This window comes from Rhizobium sp. R693 (assembly GCF_002211315.1).
Lineage (GTDB): Bacteria > Pseudomonadota > Alphaproteobacteria > Rhizobiales > Rhizobiaceae > Rhizobium.
In genome coordinates this window covers 150,907-166,890 of the sequence record NZ_LOKY01000045.1, presented here as the reverse complement: position 1 = coordinate 166,890, position 15,984 = coordinate 150,907, and the positions used below count along the sequence as shown (strand labels likewise).

Here is a 15,984-nt window from a genome sequence, read left to right as displayed (position 1 = left end):
GGAGAGTTGCATGTCCCAGTTCACAACGATGAAGGCGCTCCTGATTGACGCGCCGAAGGCCGATTTCCGTCTCGCCGAGGTCGCCAAGCCGACGCCGCGAGAGGGTGAGATTTCGGTCCGCATCAAGGCAAGCGGCGTCAATCCGCTGGACACCAAGATCCGCGCCGGCAATGCCGCCCATGCGGGCATCCGTTTCCGGCCGTTCTTGGCATTGATCTGGCTGGCGTCGTCGAGCAGGTCGGCCCCGGCGTCACCGAGTTCCACCGCGGCGACGAAGTCTATGGCATGACCGGTGGCGTCGGCGGCATCCAGGGCTCGCTGGCTGAATTCGCCGCGGTCGACGCCAGGCTGATTGCGCCGAAGCCCCAAAATCTCTCGATGCGGGAAGCAGCAGCCCTGCCGCTGATCGCAATCACCGCCTGGGAAGGGCTGGTCGATCGCGCCAATGTCCGCAAGGGCCAGCAGGTTCTCGTCCTCGGCGCCGGCGGCGGCGTTGGGCACATTACGGTACAGATCGCGAAAGCCGCAGGCGCTGATGTGTTTGCGGTCGACGGCGCCGCCAAGGCGGATTACCTCGCAAGCCTCGGAGCAACGCCGATCGACTACAGAGTAGAGACTGTGACGGATTATGTCGGCGGTCACGCCGGCGGCAAAGGCTTCGACATCGTCTACGATACCGTCGGCGGTCCCGGCCTCGATGGGGCCTTCCAGGCGGTCGGACGATTCGGTCACGTCGTCAGCGCGCTCGGATGGGGAACGCATGCGCTTGCCCCGCTGTCGTTCAAGGCGGCGAGCTATTCGGGCGTCTTTACGCTGCTGCCGCTTCTGACCGGCGAAGGGCGCAGCCACCATGGCGAGATCCTGAGGGAGGTCGGCAAACTCGTCGAGGCCGAAAGGTGATGCCGAGGCTGGACGCGCGCCGCTTCGGACTTTCGGATGTCGCCGAAGCCCATGCGTTGATCGAAAGCCGCCAGGCAAACGGCAAGCTGGTGGTGGAGATTGCCTGAAATTTGGAGGTGCGCGGCGGATTCTCGCCGCGCCCGTCACTTATCGCGCCAGATCGAGATAGGCGCTTGCCACCCTGGCATCGATATCTGCAGGCACCGGGACGATACAGCTCTCGGCGCCGACATCGCGCCTGGCGACACGCTCAAGGCAGCGCGCCTGCAGCGTGAAACCAAGATCCATCGATTCGACGGAATTGCCGAGCGGCCGGGGGCCGGCGAGGTTTGCCATATGCCCGCCGCCGAGAATATGGAAAGAGCGACCGTCGCGGAGGTGCAAGGTCTCGATATGATCCGCCTCGTAGCGATCGATCCGCACGACATCTGGATGCTGCCGGAATGCCGCAACATCGATCTCATGCGGGAAATGTCCGCCATTCATTAAGATCGCACCGTCCTTGATCAGCGGAAGGTCGGCGGCGGTGACGATCGCGGGAGAGCCCGTGACCGTGACAAGCACATCGGCTGTGGCAATCGCCTCGTTGCGCAGCGGCGTGGAGAAGCCGTCGAGGTGCGCCTCCAGCGCTGTCACCGGATCGATATCAACGACGCTGACGGTTGAAAACGCATTGCGGAAGCAGGCCGCTGTCCCCTTCCCGCAGGCGCCGTAGCCGAAAACCGTGACACGCTTACCGTTGGTCGAGCGGTTGGTGAAGCGCATGTAGCTTTCGAAAAGGCTCTGGCCGACGGCATGTCTGTTTTCGGCGAACTGCTTGATCGGGCTGTCATTGATGACCAGGATCGGCATGTTCAATTTTGCCCGCATCGGCAGCAGGCGTGTGCGGCCTGATGTCGTTTCCTCGGTGCCGCCGAGAAGGCCGACGTAAGAAGCCCCAGCCGCGATCGCAAAGAGGTCGCCGCCATTGTCGAGCAGCAGATCCGGCTTTTCAGCGACGACCGCCTCCAAGCTCTTATGATGCGCGACGGGGTCCGTCGTCTGGGTCGCGAACACGGTGATCCCCTGCGAGCGGAGAAACTCCACGGTCGAAGGCTGCGTGCTGTTCAGGTTTCCGGTGCAGACGAGCCGTGCGCCGCCGGCCTTGAGTGTCATCAGCAGCGCCACGGTCTTCGGCTCCAGATGGATGCCGGTGCCGATGGTCAGACCGGCGAACGGTTGCGTCTTCTCGAACTCCGCCGCCGTTGCCTTGAGCAATCGGCAGTTGTTGCCGATCCATTCGATGCGCGTTGCGTCTCTTTGCATGTCCGATGTCCTTCCGCTGTCAATGCAGTGCTAGACCCGGGCACGCTTTTCGACCATGGAGATAATTCTTCGCAATAGGGCAGAAAATCTGCCCTATTGCTTCGACACGTCGGAGCGACGCAGCCAGTCCCGGAGAGCGGTGAACGCCGGCCTCTTGGCATCGGCATCGCCGCAAGACAGGCTATAGCCCGCGGGTCGGCGAACGAAGCCATAGGGTGCCGCAAGCACATTGCGCTGCAAATCATCCTCGATGGCGGCGCGCGGCGCGAGCACGACTCCCACGCCCGATCGCGCCGCTCCGAGTGCGAGCAGCAAATCTTCAAACTCCTGCTTGCGCCGGAAGATGACGGCCTGGGTACCGCTTTCGGCAAACCACTCCTGCCAGAGGGTTGGCGCGCTGCGGCTAACAAGAGCGGTGCTCTCCACCATTCTGGCGGGATTGTCGGCGATCCTTGCCGCAAGATCCGGTGTGGCAACGGGTCCGAACTCATCCTCCATGAATTTGACCGCGGTCACGCCTGCGGCCGGCCGGTATTCACCGCCCATAATGACCGCATCGAGCTCCGGATGCAGCGACAAGGGTTCGACAATCGACATCGGCACGATATCGACATCCACGCCATCAAGCGCTGATTGCATATTTGCAAGTCGCGGCATAAGCCACCATATAGCAAAGGCCGATGGCACGCCGAGGCGGACGCGGCGCTGCTCACGTCCAACAAAGTCTGCCGCGGCGCGCTCGAGCAGAACAAGGGCTGCATTGGAGGCTTCCGCAAACTCGGTTGCCTTCGCGGTTGCAGCCAATTTTCTGCCATCGCGCTCGAACAGTTTCTCGCCGAAATAGTTTTCAAGGATCGAGATCTGCTGACGCACGGCGCCGCGCACGACACCGAGTTCTGCGGCAGCGCCGAGAATGCTGCCATGCCGGTAAACGGCTTCGAAGGCACGGATCGCTTTTAGGGGAGGAAGACGCATGGTTACCACACTGCGGACATAACAGTGCACTACATTATGCACTCGTTGATTGAAATACAGGACAGGCGCATATTGAACGCCTGTGCATTGGCGGAATCAGGATAGTATCTGGCGGATTTTTTGTTACCCGGCGAAACAAAAAGTTCCTATTGATGGCAATCAAATCCGTGCAAAACGCATGAAGTGCTTATGGATCGCGAAAGCTTTCCAGCGGATACTAATATAGACGACTCACTCCAATAAAAATGCAAAGGTGACCCGACCGTTGACTCTTCTTGCCCGCCTCGCTTCAGACGTTCAGCTCATGTTTCGGCGCCCCCCGCGTCAACAATATGCTGCGCTCTGCTACCGGGTCAAAAAGAAGGCCAACGATGTTGAAGTACTTTTGCTAACCAGCCGCGATACCGGCCGCTGGGTTATCCCCAAAGGATGGCCGATGGACGGACGCTGCTCCTATGAGGTCGCAGCCCGCGAGGCATTCGAGGAAGCCGGCGTTCGTGGGACCATCGAGCACCAAACGCTTGGCGCCTACTGCTATCCCAAGATGCTGAAGAACGGCTTGAAGGTCACCTGCAAGGTTCAAGTCTATGCGCTTGAGGTCTCGGAGATGTCCAAGAACTTCAAGGAAAAGGGCGAACGCAAGACGGAGTGGGTCTCCTGCAACGAGGCAGTGAAGCGCGTCCACGAGCCCGAACTTCGCAGTCTCTTTCTGCAGTTTAAACGCCGTATGACGGAACAGCTCGCCGCAAGGTCGCCAAGGCAAATTCCAGCGGAATGAATACTGCCATCTTGCGCTGCTAAACTTGGCGGCGCTAAAGCAGGATTCAACGAAGGAATAGAATGCCCGACCGACCAGCCGTCCTCACCAAACGAACGCTCGACAAGGACCTCGACAAGCTTATGCATGTCGAGGATGCGGCGAAATTCGTGTCACGAAAGCTGGTGGCGCCGGGTCTCGGACTGATCTTCCTCGGACTGGCCATGCTTTTTGCGGGCGTCTACGTCTTCGACCGGCCAAGTGCGGTGCTGGTGATCGCCGCCGCAGCGCTCGCTGCCTACATGGCCATGAACATCGGCGCGAACGACGTCACCAACAACGTCGGCGCGGCGGTGGGCGCCCGCGCGATGACGATGGGACAGGCGCTGGTCATCGCCGCAATCTTCGAAATTCTCGGCGCGACGGTTGCGGGCGGCGCGGTCGTCAAGACGATCTCCTCAAGCATCGTGGACGCGGTGCAGGTGCCGCCAGCGACGCTCGGTTGGATCATGATGGCGGCATTGATGGCCGCCGCCCTGTGGATCAACCTCGCAACCTGGATGAACGCGCCGGTATCGACGACGCACGCCATCGTCGGCGCGGTGATCGGCGCGGGTATCGGCGCGGTCGGTCCCGAGCCGGTGAACTGGCGGGTGATGATCGAGATCACATCGGCTTGGGTGACCTCCCCGCTGCTCGGCGGCGTGATTGCCGCCGGTCTGCTTTTCATGGTGAAGACCCTGATCATCTACCGCACCGACAAGATCGCCGCGGCGCGGCGTTGGGTGCCCATCCTGATCGCCATGATGGTTGGCGGCTTTTCGTCCTACATGATGCTGCAGCTCGAAACGCCCGGCGAATTCGCGACGCTAACCATACACCTCTTCGGGGTCGCGGCCGGCTTCATCGGATGGATCGCGGCGCGGTCGTTCGTTCTGCGGCAGGCTGTCGGGCTCGAAAACCGCAACAGTTCGCTGCGCGTCCTGTTTCAGATCCCGTTGATTGGCTCGGCAGCCCTGCTCTCCTTTGCCCATGGTGCCAATGACGTGTCCAACGCCGTCGGACCGCTTTCGGCCATCGTGCGCGCCGTAGGTGAACCCTCTGAGGGGGTGCACGGCCAGCCTCCGATATGGGTGCTGCTGATCGGCGCCTTCGGCATCTCGGTCGGCTTGCTGCTGTTCGGGCCTCGCCTAATCCGCTTGGTCGGTGAGCAAATTACCAAGCTCAACCCCATGCGGGCCTATTGCGTGGCGCTGTCCACGGCCTTCACCGTTATCGTCGCTTCATGGCTCGGCATGCCCGTCAGTACGACGCACATCGCGGTCGGCTCGGTGTTCGGCGTCGGCTTCTTCCGCGAGTGGTACACGCGACATTCGAAGCGCCGTATCGAATACATGCGCCGCAAGGCGGAAAGCTGGGCGATCGACGAACCGGAAGACCCGAACACGCATGAGGTTCGCCGCCGCTATCTCGTCCGTCGTTCGCATTTCATGACGATCATTGCTGCCTGGGTCATCACCGTGCCGGCCTCGGCAGCGCTTGCAGCCATCCTCTATTGGGTTATGTTCGCGCTCTTTGTTTGAGCAGGACTATTCAATGCGCGCCAATTTTCGGATGCAACGGCTGTTTGTGGACGCCCCGCTCGCTGCCGGAACAACGGTGGAGACGACGGCAGATCACTTCAACTATCTCGCCAACGTGCTGCGTATGGCCGAGGGCGCCGAGCTGCTCGTCTTCAACGGCCGCGACGGCGAGTGGAAGGCACGCCTCACCTTCCCAACGCGAAAACGTGTTGTGCTGATTGCGGAGGAGCAGACGCGGTCGCAGCCCGCCCCTTCCGACCTGCACTATCTCTTCGCGCCGCTGAAAGTCGGGCGGTTGGATTATCTGGTGCAGAAGGCCGTCGAGATGGGGGCCGGCACACTGCGCCCCGTGATGACACAACACGTGCAGGGCAAGATCACCAATCTCGACAAGCTGAGGGCAAATGTCATCGAAGCGGCGGAGCAATGCGGGATACTGGACATCCCCGATGTTGCCGAGCCGATAAAGCTTTCCGACCTACTGGATACCTGGCCGAGCGACCGCCGCATCGTCTACTGCGACGAGGGCGACGCGGGGCAAAACCCGCTGCCGTTGCTGTCCAAAATCAGCGAGCGAAAGCTGGCCCTTCTGGTCGGACCAGAGGGCGGTTTTTCCGAGGAGGAGCGTGCGCGGCTGCGCAGCCTCGATTTCGTCACCGCAATCCCGCTCGGGCCGCGGATACTTAGAGCCGATACGGCTGCAGTTGCTGCCATGGCCGTCATTCAGGCGTCGATCGGCGACTGGAATTAACCTTAGGATCGGTGATGGCCAAAATATGCCGCTATTTTTTTGATGAGCCGTTGAAACAATTTCACTTGCAACATACGTGGGAGCGGTCCTAATCACCCTTCCAATTGCCCGGGTTTTTTCCAGGCGCTCTCCCATTGCAGGTAGACTTGAATGGCTCGCGATACCACCGACCAGACGCCACTCTCATCGGTTCAGGAGCTGACCGATTATCTTGCTGCGGGAAGCAAGCCGAAGGAGAAATTCCGCATCGGCACCGAGCATGAGAAGTTCGCCTTCTTCCGGGCCGATAACAGCCCGGTGCCGTACTTCGGCGAGGCCAGCATTTCGGCGCTGCTGAAAGGTCTGCAGCAGAAATCCGGCTGGGATCCGATCATGGACGGCGACAATATCATCGGCCTTGGCGAGCCGAAGGGAATGGGCGCCATTTCAATCGAGCCCGGCGGCCAGTTCGAATTGTCCGGGGCGCCGCTGGAAACGATCCACGAGACCTGCAAGGAATCGAACGCGCATCTTGCGACATTGCGTGAGATCGCCGAGCCCATGGGCATCCGCTTCCTCGGCATTGGCGGCAGCCCCAAATGGACGTTGGCCGAAACGCCGGTGATGCCGAAATCCCGCTACGAGATCATGACCCGCTACATGCCGAAGGTCGGATCCAAGGGTCTCGACATGATGTATCGCACCTGCACGATCCAGGTGAACCTCGATTTTTCCTCGGAAGCCGACATGCGCAAGAAGATGCGCGTTTCGATGAAGCTCCAGTCTCTGGCAACCGCCCTTTTTGCCTCCTCGCCCTTTACCGAAAGCAAGCTCAACGGCCTGCTCTCATGGCGCGGCGACATCTGGCGCGACACCGACAACAATCGCTCCGGTCTGCTGGACTTCACCTTCCGCGACGACTTCGGTTTTCATGATTATGTCGAATGGGCCCTCGACGTGCCGATGTATTTCGTCGTGCGTGACGGGCACTATCATGACTGTACCCACATCACCTTCCGGCAGTTCATGAACGGCGCGCTGAAGGGCGAAGTCGCTGAGTGGGAGCCGACGATGGGAGACTGGACGAACCATCTCTCGACGCTCTTCCCGGATGTGCGCCTGAAGCGCTTCCTCGAAATGCGTGGCGCGGACGGTGGCCCCTGGCGACGGATTTGTGGGTTACCGGCCTTCTGGGTCGGGCTTCTCTATGACGAGGCGGCGCTTGAAGATGCCGATATGCTGACCAAGGACTGGGCGTTCGACGAGGTCAACGCCTTGCGCGACGCCGTGCCGTCTCAAGGCTTGAGGGCAAAGTTTCGTGGGCATGAGCTCTATGAAACCGCACGCGAAGTGATAGCCGTTTCGAAGGCGGGTCTCAGGGCGCGTAACAAGCTCAACCGGGAAGGCCAGGACGAAACCATCTTCCTTGCGCCGCTCGACGAAGTCATGGCCAAGAAGGCGACGTTGGCCGAAGACCTGCTGGCGCTCTACCATGGCCGCTGGAACGGTTCCGTTGCGCCGGTCTTCGAAGAATATCAATACTAAATCCTTCTGCAAAAAGCGGTTTGCGCATTCCTTTTTCCGGCTATAGTGACTCAATTAAGCGTTGCGAACCGGGAAGGGGATTTCCATGCTGCCACTCTTCGACATGATGATGCAGGCCCAGAACGGCGCGGCAATGGATGCCGTATCCAAGCAGTTCAATCTTGCTCAGGAGCAGGCCGCCAAGGCGATGGCGGCGCTCGTGCCGGCCTTTTCCGCCGGCCTCAAACGGAGCGGTAGCAACCCCTACGATTTCATGGGGCTGATGCAGGCAGTCGGCTCCGGCAACTACGCCAAATATTTCGAGGACATGAGCAAGGCTTTCACGCCGCAGGGAATATCGGACGGCAACGACATCCTTGCGCAGCTGTTCGGCTCAAAGGAAGTTTCGCGTGCTGTGGCAGCCCAGGCGGCCCAGATGACCGGAATCGGGCAGGAAATCTACAAGCAGATGCTGCCTGTCATGGCCGACACGTTGATGGGCGGGCTGTTCAAGCAGTCGATGGGGCAGATGAATGCACCGGTCAATCCATTCGTCAACACGGCGATGGGCGAAACTATTCAGAAATGGCTCGAAAGCACCGGTTTCGCGCCGAAGCAAAAGCCCACTCCTGAGCCGAGCATCTTCGACAATCCTTTCACCCAGGCGATGCAGCTGATGTTCGGTATGCAGAAGCCGGAGGTAGAGAAGACGGTCACCAACCCGTTTTTCGACAACCCTTTCGCCAAGGCTTTTCAGGAAATGATGGGTTCGCTTGGAAAGCCAGTTGAGCCGAAGCCGACCGAAACTCCGAAGGAGCAGGCAAAGGCGGAAACGGAAAGCTACATGGACATGCTGAGCAACATGTTCGACAGCGGGCTCGAGGTGCAGAAGAGCTACCAGAAAAGCATGGAAGCGATCTTCGAGACCTATATGCCGAAGGCGCCTCCCTCCTCGCCCCCGAAGGCATAAAAAAACCCGGAGACGGCTGGGAGGCCAGTCACCGGGCAAGAGGCAGGGCTATTGGCTATCACCCTGCGGGGAAAAAATTGGGCCGCCCTTAATCCTTTCGGGACCTGAAGAGCGACTTCGGTCCGCGATTGCGCGCGGAACGCGTCAGATGTTCCGACGGATCTTCAAAGAAGGTCGACGCCAGGAAGGCCGAGGTGAGATCGGCCCTGCTAAGGCCAATATCCCTCAATTGATTGTCATCGAGATCGTGCAGCCGGTTGATCTCCATACGGTTGCGGAACACGCGCAGTACGGATGACAACGTTGCAAAGCCATTTGCGAGACGCTGGGAGAACGTCAGGGTGGTCTGGCTGCAGTCGAGTTCGAGTATCCGGTCTGTCGTGCGCATGGCTGATCCTTTCATTGGCGCGCAACAACCCACCCCTCCCGCGAGGTCGAGCGGGAAGGCATCGGGTTGAAATCCGAGCGAACAGGCAGGGTGTCTGTCCTTCACTTTGCTTGATTTGCATCCCGAAGATGCCAAACACCTATTGATCAGTCCAACGAATGTTTCTAATGATTAGCATCAGAGATTGTTATAGGTGAACTCATGTCCGCGCCTCTTGATATTGATCAGTTGCAGACCTTCATCGCGATCGTCGATTCCGGCAGCTTCACCAAGGCTGCGGATAGGGTCTACAAGACGCAGTCGGCCGTTTCCATGCAGATGCGGAGGCTGGAAGAGCGCATCGGCAAGCAGCTTTTCATCAAGGACGGGCGTGGCAACCGCCTGACCGTCGAAGGCGAGAAGCTCTTGAACTATGCGCGACGCATCATTCGCCTCAACAACGAGGCGATCGCAGCCTTCGACGACAATCGTCTCGAGGGCACGCTGCGTATCGGCACGCCCGATGACTACGCCGACCGCTATATGCCGGAGATCATCGGCCGCTTCGCCAAGACGCACCCGAACGTCGAGCTCTACATTGTCTGCGAGCCCTCGGTGGGTCTCGCGGAGCGCATGAATCGCGGCGAGCTCGACATCGCGCTGGTGACGCACAATCCGCGCGAGCGCATGTCGGACGTCGTGCGAACGGAACCGCTCTGCTGGGTCGGCTCGGCGAACCATCCGATCCGTGACGATGCGCCGGTACCACTGGCCGTCGGCCGTCGCGACTGCCAGTGGCGCCAACTCGCCTGCTCGGCGCTCGACGCGGTCGGCCGCGAACACCAGATCCTCTTCACCAGCTGGTCGTGCACGGTCGTCGCGGCCGCGGTTCTTGCCGGCATGGCCGTGTCCGTCATGCCGGAATCGGCACTGCGCACAGGAATGAAGGTGCTGAGCCAGGCGGACGGTTTCCCTGCGCTGCCCCCGGTCCAGATCGGCATCATGAAGCGGCCTGGCGTGTCGATCTCGCTGATGAACGCGATCACCGCACACATCACCGCCTGCCTCGACAACATCACGCCCGCTGTCGTCGACGACAATCTGGAGCCTGATGTGAAGAACGCCTACGGGCGGGTCCAACCCCGCCTCAAGATCGCCAACGTCCTGCCGAGCTGGTAGGCGTCACGCAGCAGCCGACGAGAGGAAAGCCGTGCGGATCACGCGCTTCCACTCGTCGAGAATGCGTCTGGCGAGCGAGTCCTCGCTGACGACCGCAAGGCGGATGGAAGCCCCAAGCAGGTGACTGAACAAGTAGGTTCTGGCCTGCATGTCGGCCGCGGACAGTTCGGGTGCAACGCGGCGGATGGCATCCTGAAAGATGTCAGCAATCCGCTTGCTATGCTCGATGTTGAGCCGCAGCAGATCGTGGTCGGTTTCCGTGCCCATCCAGATGCCGAGATAGGCAGCATCGCTGCGGTAGTCGTCATAGTGCCAGTCGATGGTCGCGGCGAGCACGTCAAGTGCATGATCGACCGAGTGCACGGAGGCGAAGGCTTCTGCAATTCGCGCCTGAATTGCCGAAGCATGGCGGTCGAAAAGCGCCTTGACGATCGCGGCCTTCTCGGGAAAATACTGATAAACGGAGCCAATCGGAACCTTGGCGGCAACGGCCAATTCCGTCATCCGCATGGCGCTTACGCCCTTTTCTGCAATGATTGCTGCGGCGGCCGACAAGATGATGTCGAGCCTTTGAATACTGCGTTCCTGCTTTGGCTTCCGGCGGAGGCCAATACGATCCAAACTTCCGACCTTCATGTCGTTCCCATTTGTTCTATGTGGAGCGACGGAGGAGGTTCATGCCGGCGCCTTTTCGCCGATATGACATGCAGGTCTTCACGACTCGTAAACGAGATAGATCGGATTGTACGGATCCCGAAAAGCACAGCAAAATCGGGGTGATACACCCGGATTTGGTTGGCTTTCGACCGGGAACTTATTCGACTTGGTGCAACTGACTACTCATTTCATATCCCTTTCAATCGCCCTGCACGGAGCTGTGATTCGTGGCCTTTTCAACCGCGCTTGCGATGTGCCTGCCAGCGCCCAATGAGCTTGCATCTCGTTCTCGCTGCAAGTGCCGGAAAGCGGCAGTCCCCTTGTGACTATTGACCTTCAATAACCTCAAGCCGTATTTGTTGAGGAATTCGATTGAAAGAAGTTATCATGCTGACACTACGACAGATGCGCTATTTCGATGCGCTGGCGACGACGCGCCATTTTGGCAGAGCCGCCGAAATGGTCCATATCAGCCAGCCGGCCCTGTCGACCCAAATCATGGAGATGGAAGAGTATCTCGGCGCCAAGCTGGTCGAGCGCACACGGCAGAACACCTTTCTGACGCCGAAGGGCGAGGAGGTGCTGCACTACGTCCGCGCCATCCTGCATCAGGTCGACCTGCTCGAGCAGACAGCCCGAAAGGGCGGCGGTACGCTCGAGGGTCTGATCCGCATCGGAATTATCCCGACGGTTGCCCCCTACCTCGTTCCGCAGTTCGTTCCGCATCTGCGCAAAACCTACCCTAGTGTTGAGGTGGAGTTGCGGGAGGCCGTGACCGATCGATTGATGGCGGATCTTTTGACGGGGAAACTCGACGCCGTGATCGCGGCGTTGCCGCTGGACATCGAAGGTATCCAGACGCGGCCGCTCTTCACCGACCGCTTCTTCATGGCGGTGGCAGACAATGGAGAGGCCGTACTGACATCACCGCTGACCGAGCATGAGGTGAATGTCGATCGGCTCCTGCTGCTCGAGGAGGGACATTGTCTCCGCGATCAGGCGCTTGCCGTCTGCAGCGCCGGCAAGCGCAGCCTCGTCAACTTCGGTGCGACGTCGATGGCAACCCTGCTGCAGATGGTGTCGCACGATATGGGGATGACACTCATTCCCGAGATCGCCATTCCGACCGAGACCAGCCGCAACTCGATCCGCATACTCCCGTTTGCCGATCCGCAGCCGTCGCGCGAGATCGGTCTCGCCTGGCGGCGTAGCAATCATCGCGGCAAGGAGATGGAGGCGCTGGCAGAAGCGATCATTGCTGTCGCCCCAGCCCCGCGTGAACTGGCAGCCTGATCAGGAGAGGTTCTTCTTCAGGAATTCAATGGTCCTGCTCCAGGCAAGATCAGCGGCCTTCTTATCGTAGCGGGCCGACGACGTATCGTTGTTGAAGGCGTGATTGACGCCGTCATAGACGAAGATCTGGAAGTCCTTTCCGTTCTCCTGCAGCGCCTTTTTGTAGGCGTCGATGCCGGCATTGATGCGATCGTCGAGACCCGCATAATGCAGCATCAGGGCCGCCTTGATATTCGGCACATCGGCGGCCTGTGGCTGGGCGCCGTAATAGGCGACGCCGGCCTTTAGCTCCGGCGACTTGGTCGCGAAGTCGTTCACCAGCCCACCACCCCAGCAAAATCCGATCACACCGACCTTGCCATTGGAGTTGTCGAGCTTAGTCAGGTAGGTGAGCGTTGCCTCGGCGTTCGCTACCGTGGCGGCGCGATCCAGCATGCTGAACATATCACGGGCCTTGTCTTCATTCTCCGGCGTGCCGCCATTCGGCGAAAGGAAATCAGGCGCCAGCGCGATGAACCCTTCAAGCGCCATGCGGCGCGCGACATCCCGGATGTGCGGGTTGAGACCGCGGTTCTCGTGAATGATAATCACGGCGCCGAGTTTTCCCGAAGCGTCCTTCGGCTCTACCAGGTAACCCTTCATCTCACCGGCTCCGCCGGGATAGGTCACGTCCTTTGCGACCAGCCGTTTGTCATCGGCGGCGATCATTTCCGCGCTCGCCTTGTTGGCGGCGAGCATCGGCGCAATAACTGCTGCTGCACCGGCGGAACCGGCCAGTTTCGTCAGCTTGTCCATGAAGCTGCGGCGGTCGAGTGTCAGATGCGTGTATTCGTCATAGGCGTTGATCATCGCCTGCGTGATTTCCGGCTTGTTCATTTGAGGCCTCCTGTTCCCTACCTGTCGGCTTTCGCCTGCCGGGGAAGATAGGTCAGTGGCCAGTAACGAGGGAACAAAACTGCGTTACTTCAGGTTGATAGGCCGATCAGCCGTTGGGAAAAATCATCCAGACGGCGACCCACAGCCACATGCCACCGAGCACCACGTAGCCAGCACCAAAAAGCGGGCTTCGATATCGGAGGTTGTTGCTGGTTACATGGATGAAGGCATGCAGATAGCGCAGTGCGACGAAGATCCACGCAAGAACGACAGCCACGAGGTTGTCTGCTTCCGTGATGTAAAGAAGGACGCAGCAGGCGTAGAAAAGCACGGGAAGCTCGAACTGATTGGCCAGGCAATGCTTGACCACCAGGCCCTCCGGCGGCTCATCGCGATTTTCCCGGTAGTTCGAGCGCTGGACCTTTCCGGCCTGAACCAGCTGTCGGCGGCGGTAACCGAGAAGCATGTAGAGACTATAGACTAGGGCTACGTGCGCGATTACGGGCCAGAACATTTCGTAGCCGGTCATTCTGTCTCTTCCTTGCTGCCTTCCGTTTGATTTCCGTGCTGTAGAGGAAAAGCATCAGCGCCGCAAATGCCCGGCGCGGTTCGGAGATGGGTACCACTTTCTCAGAACTTGGGTAATGGTGCCCTCGGCCGTGGTGAGATCACTGTTCGCTGTCATCGCGATGCATCACGCGCACAAGGGCGAAACGGGCAATGACGATCAGACAAATGGCCAGACTCGCGAACTTCAGCCGTGTCATCCACGGCAATAGTTGAGCGGCCGGATCCGTCCAGGCGCTATCTCCGAAGGCAATCAGGCTGGCGACATTCTCGCCGTAGTCGGCAAGGCCATAAATGAAGGGAAGAACATAGACGAGCTTGACGAGAACGGGACTGATCGGACGCGCGAAATAGGATCCGCCTGGCCGCAACCTCATCAATACCAGCAGCAAGAGCGCCGTCAGGAGTGCTGGAAAAATCAGCTCGGGACCAACGTACATGGCCCGCAGCAAATTGTTGGCGATCTCGTTCTGGCCGAGGAGTTGCTGCATCCGGCCGACGGTCAATTGGTCGTAACCGGCGAAATAAACATCGAGGACCGCCTGCCCAGTCTCATGCTTGAAGGGGACGACAAAGCCGAATGTCGTCCACGCAAGCACGCCAAGGCAGATGGCCGCGAGCAGCGCGATAATCCAGAGTGGAATACGGCTGCCCGCTTTCATTTTCAGCCGCCGGCGCTCGGATAGTTGGGGCTCTCGCGGGTGATCGTCACATCGTGCGGATGGCTTTCGCGAAGGCCAGCGCCAGAGATGCGGACGAAGGTCGCGCGCTCCTGGAACTCCTTGATATCCTTGCCGCCGACATAACCCATGGCTGCCTTGAGACCACCGGCAAGCTGGTGGAGGACGCCGGAGACCGGGCCTTTGTAGGGAACCTGGCCTTCGATGCCCTCAGGCACGAGCTTCAGCGTGTCGCGCACTTCCGCCTGGAAGTAGCGGTCTGCAGAGCCGCGCGCCATGGCGCCGACGGAGCCCATGCCGCGATAGGCTTTGAAGGAGCGGCCCTGGTAGAGATAGACTTCGCCCGGGCTTTCATCAGTGCCAGCGAGCAGCGAACCGATCATGACAGCCGAGGCACCCGATGCGATCGCCTTAGCTACGTCACCCGAGAACTTGATGCCGCCGTCCGCGATGACGGGGATATCCTTCGCCTGCGCAGCCTCGACGGCCGACATGATGGCCGCCAACTGAGGAACGCCAACACCGGCGACGATACGCGTCGTGCAGATTGAGCCGGGACCGATACCGACCTTGACGGCGTCCGCGCCAGCATCGATCAACGCCCTCGTGCCTTCCGATGTTGCCACGTTGCCGGCCATGACGCGCACCGAGTTGGAGAGCTTCTTCACGCGTGCCACGGCATTCAGAACGCCTTGCGAATGGCCGTGCGCAGTATCGACGACGAGAAGATCGACACCAGCTTCGATCAGGCGTTCGGCGCGCTCGAAACCATCGTCGCCGACGCCGACGGCGGCAGCGGCGCGCAGGCGACCCTGCGCATCCTTGGAGGCATTCGGGTTCAGCTGCGACTTTTCAATATCCTTGACGGTGATGAGACCGACGCAACGACCTTCACCGTCGATTACGAGCAGCTTCTCGATGCGGTGCGCATGAAGCAGGCGCTTGGCTTCCTGCTGGTCGACGTTTTCCTTGACGGTGACGAGGTTCTCGCGCGTCATCAGCTCATAGATCTTCTGCTTCGGATCCGACGCGAAACGGACGTCGCGGTTGGTCAGGATACCAACGAGACGACCGGATTTTTCGACAACAGGAATACCCGAGATGCTGTAGGTCTTCATGAGACCGAGCGCATCGGCGAGCGTCGCGTCGGGGCCGATCGTCACCGGATTGACGACCATGCCGCTTTCAAACTTCTTGACCTGGCGGACTTGCTCGGCCTGCTCGGCCAGCGTCAGGTTCTTGTGGATGACGCCAAGCCCGCCGGCCTGCGCCATCGCGATAGCTAGGCGGCTTTCCGTGACGGTGTCCATGGCCGAAGAGATGATCGGGATGTTCAACTCGAAATCAGTGGCGATGCGTGTTGCAACGCTCGTCTGACCGGGCAGAACCTCGGAATGACCGGGCTGCAGAAGCACGTCATCAAAGGTGAGTGCGTCCAAACCGGTTGGCGTTTCTATGATGCGAGCCATGGCCAATTTCCTTCAATTACGAAAAATGCAACGCCTCCCGGAACGAATCGTCCGCACCGGCGGTGTGCAAGGGTTGCTTTGGAAGTTGGCGAGGGCTGGTAACACGTCTATGACAGGAAGGGAATAGCAAAAAGCCCGACATGTCCGCCGGG

16 protein-coding genes and 1 pseudogene are annotated in these 15,984 nt (G+C 59.9%); 9 read left to right on the top strand and 8 right to left on the bottom strand.

The window, feature by feature from the left end; all coding sequences use genetic code 11:
- Positions 1–10: 10 nt before the first annotated feature.
- Both ATY79_RS32010 and ATY79_RS23675 read left to right on the top strand, forming a co-directional pair.
- The gene (locus ATY79_RS32010; protein ID WP_348627576.1) at positions 11–289 is read left to right on the top strand and encodes a hypothetical protein; all 279 of its coding nucleotides are present in this window, start codon (positions 11–13) and stop codon (positions 287–289) included.
- Positions 286–960, top strand: a pseudogene (locus ATY79_RS23675) (zinc-binding dehydrogenase). Before ATY79_RS32010 ends, ATY79_RS23675 begins: the two are co-directional and overlap by 4 nt.
- An 87-nt stretch (positions 961–1,047) precedes the next feature.
- Here the strand turns inward: ATY79_RS23675 and ATY79_RS23670 are convergent.
- Positions 1,048–2,205: an adenosylhomocysteinase gene (locus ATY79_RS23670; RefSeq protein ID WP_088705056.1), complete on the bottom strand. Its 1,158-nt coding sequence runs from the start codon at positions 2,203–2,205 to the stop codon at positions 1,048–1,050.
- A gap of 93 nt (positions 2,206–2,298) precedes the next feature.
- Entirely contained in the window at positions 2,299–3,180 is an 882-nt protein-coding gene (locus ATY79_RS23665; RefSeq protein ID WP_189637244.1) for a LysR substrate-binding domain-containing protein, read from the bottom strand.
- 265 nt (positions 3,181–3,445) lie between these two features.
- On the opposite strand from ATY79_RS23665, the gene ATY79_RS23660 reads away from it, so the two are divergent.
- The 5 genes from ATY79_RS23660 to ATY79_RS23640 all read left to right on the top strand — a co-directional run bounded on the left by ATY79_RS23660 (position 3,446) and on the right by ATY79_RS23640 (position 8,744).
- On the top strand, positions 3,446–3,958 hold the full coding sequence (locus ATY79_RS23660) for an NUDIX hydrolase (RefSeq protein ID WP_088705055.1): 513 nt from the start codon (positions 3,446–3,448) through the stop codon (positions 3,956–3,958).
- Positions 3,959–4,020: 62 nt separating this feature from the next.
- On the top strand, positions 4,021–5,520 hold the full coding sequence (locus tag ATY79_RS23655) for an inorganic phosphate transporter (RefSeq protein WP_088705054.1): 1,500 nt from the start codon (positions 4,021–4,023) through the stop codon (positions 5,518–5,520).
- A gap of 13 nt (positions 5,521–5,533) precedes the next feature.
- On the top strand, positions 5,534–6,271 hold the full coding sequence (locus ATY79_RS23650) for a 16S rRNA (uracil(1498)-N(3))-methyltransferase (protein ID WP_088705053.1): 738 nt from the start codon (positions 5,534–5,536) through the stop codon (positions 6,269–6,271).
- 150 nt (positions 6,272–6,421) lie between these two features.
- Positions 6,422–7,795 carry a glutamate--cysteine ligase gene (locus tag ATY79_RS23645; protein WP_088694656.1) on the top strand — a complete coding sequence of 458 codons (1,374 nt, stop codon included), beginning with the start codon at positions 6,422–6,424 and terminating at the stop codon, positions 7,793–7,795.
- A gap of 85 nt (positions 7,796–7,880) precedes the next feature.
- Positions 7,881–8,744 (top strand): DUF937 domain-containing protein, encoded by an 864-nt coding sequence (locus ATY79_RS23640; RefSeq protein WP_088694657.1) that lies wholly within the window; start codon positions 7,881–7,883, stop codon positions 8,742–8,744.
- An 88-nt stretch (positions 8,745–8,832) separates the two neighbouring features.
- Here ATY79_RS23640 and ATY79_RS23635 read toward each other — a convergent pair whose 3' ends face one another.
- Positions 8,833–9,132, bottom strand: coding sequence for a DUF1127 domain-containing protein (locus ATY79_RS23635; protein ID WP_088694658.1), 300 nt, complete (start codon positions 9,130–9,132; stop codon positions 8,833–8,835).
- A gap of 201 nt (positions 9,133–9,333) precedes the next feature.
- Here ATY79_RS23635 and ATY79_RS23630 point away from each other — a divergent pair, with 201 nt between their 5' ends.
- The gene (locus ATY79_RS23630) at positions 9,334–10,290 is read left to right on the top strand and encodes a LysR substrate-binding domain-containing protein (protein ID WP_088694659.1); all 957 of its coding nucleotides are present in this window, start codon (positions 9,334–9,336) and stop codon (positions 10,288–10,290) included.
- Between the two features lie 3 nt (positions 10,291–10,293).
- Here ATY79_RS23630 and ATY79_RS23625 read toward each other — a convergent pair whose 3' ends face one another.
- A complete protein-coding gene (locus tag ATY79_RS23625; protein ID WP_088694660.1) occupies positions 10,294–10,926 on the bottom strand; it encodes a TetR family transcriptional regulator in 633 nt (210 codons plus the stop codon).
- A gap of 408 nt (positions 10,927–11,334) precedes the next feature.
- On the opposite strand from ATY79_RS23625, the gene ATY79_RS23620 reads away from it, so the two are divergent.
- Positions 11,335–12,240 carry a hydrogen peroxide-inducible genes activator gene (locus ATY79_RS23620; RefSeq protein WP_088694661.1) on the top strand — a complete coding sequence of 302 codons (906 nt, stop codon included), beginning with the start codon at positions 11,335–11,337 and terminating at the stop codon, positions 12,238–12,240.
- Here ATY79_RS23620 and ATY79_RS23615 read toward each other — a convergent pair whose 3' ends face one another.
- From ATY79_RS23615 to guaB, 4 genes are all read right to left on the bottom strand, one after another.
- Positions 12,241–13,116, bottom strand: coding sequence for a dienelactone hydrolase family protein (locus ATY79_RS23615; protein WP_088705052.1), 876 nt, complete (start codon positions 13,114–13,116; stop codon positions 12,241–12,243).
- 106 nt (positions 13,117–13,222) lie between these two features.
- A complete protein-coding gene (locus ATY79_RS23610) occupies positions 13,223–13,645 on the bottom strand; it encodes an MAPEG family protein (protein ID WP_088694663.1) in 423 nt (140 codons plus the stop codon).
- Positions 13,646–13,784: 139 nt separating this feature from the next.
- Positions 13,785–14,345 (bottom strand): hypothetical protein, encoded by a 561-nt coding sequence (locus ATY79_RS23605; protein ID WP_088694664.1) that lies wholly within the window; start codon positions 14,343–14,345, stop codon positions 13,785–13,787.
- Positions 14,346–14,347: 2 nt separating this feature from the next.
- Positions 14,348–15,832, bottom strand: a complete 1,485-nt coding sequence (gene guaB / locus ATY79_RS23600; RefSeq protein ID WP_088694665.1) for an IMP dehydrogenase — start codon at positions 15,830–15,832, stop codon at positions 14,348–14,350.
- Positions 15,833–15,984 lie beyond the last annotated feature (152 nt).